The organism is Rhizobacter sp. P3_C12 (genome assembly GCF_056402735.1).
Genome location: NZ_JBFUGW010000622.1, coordinates 1 through 965, shown reverse-complemented (window position 1 = coordinate 965; position 965 = coordinate 1). Strand labels below are relative to the sequence as shown.

At 68.8% G+C, this 965-nt stretch carries 1 protein-coding gene; it reads right to left on the bottom strand.

Annotation, left to right across the window (positions count from 1 at the left end; genetic code table 11):
* Positions 1-679: ParA family protein (locus AC1DXV_RS35005; RefSeq protein ID WP_477938098.1), on the bottom strand; the 679-nt coding region annotated here is incomplete at its 3' end.
* Positions 680-965: the final 286 nt, after the last annotated feature.

Here is a 965-nt window from a genome sequence, read left to right as displayed (position 1 = left end):
CCGCGGCGCGGGCCACCACGTCGGCCTTCGCCGCCTCCTGCCAGGCCTTCTCGACCCACGCGAGGATCGGCTTCCATTGCGCCAGGTCGGCCTCGACCTTGGCGGGCGGCAGGTCGAACAGCGTCGCGCCCTGCTCGACGCAGCGCACGTAGGCCTGTGTCTCGCGCAACGCGCCGAGGTACGGGAAATTCGCCTGCGCCGCCCACTCCACCATCTGCTCGGCGGCCTTGGTGCGCGCATCGAGCCGCATGCCGACCATCGCCACCTTGCAGCGGCCGCTGGCCACGCGCGGCAGCGTGCGCAGTTCTTCGTAGCAGGCAGCCGCGGATTCGCGGTCGAAGAGCGAATGGCACACCGGCATCACGATCATGTCGGCATACATCACGACCCGCGCCAGCTCGCTGTCGCGCAGGCCGCCGGGGGTGTCGATCACGACGTGGCTGATGCCGCTGGGCGGGCGCAGCACGCTGCGCGGGTCGACGGCCCAACCGACCACCGGGGCGCCCTGGGCCACCGGCTGCTCGGTGCGGCGCTTCAGCCACGCGAGCGACGACTGCTGCCGGTCGACATCGCCGAGCATCACCTTCAGCCCTTGGCGGGCGCAATAGCCGGCAAGGTGGGTTGCCAGCGTGCTCTTGCCACTGCCTCCCTTGCGATTGATGACGGCTACCACACGCATGGACGATGAAACCCGGGGTCCTGCCAGAACGGCACCCGATTACATCACCGAAGCGCTCGCGCCGGGCTCCGTACAAGCCACCTTTCACCGTGCTCACGTTTGGATACCGGCACCATGACCGGTTTTTCAGTGGACGGCGGTGCGGACCAGCGCCTCGCCATCCGGCAGGAAGGCATGCAGCTGCGTCACCGGCAGCTCGAAGCTGACGGTGTCGCCGAGCTTCAGTGACTCGTCGGTCACCTTGGCCAGCAGCGGCGGCTCGGTGTCATGCCAGGTGACATAGGCG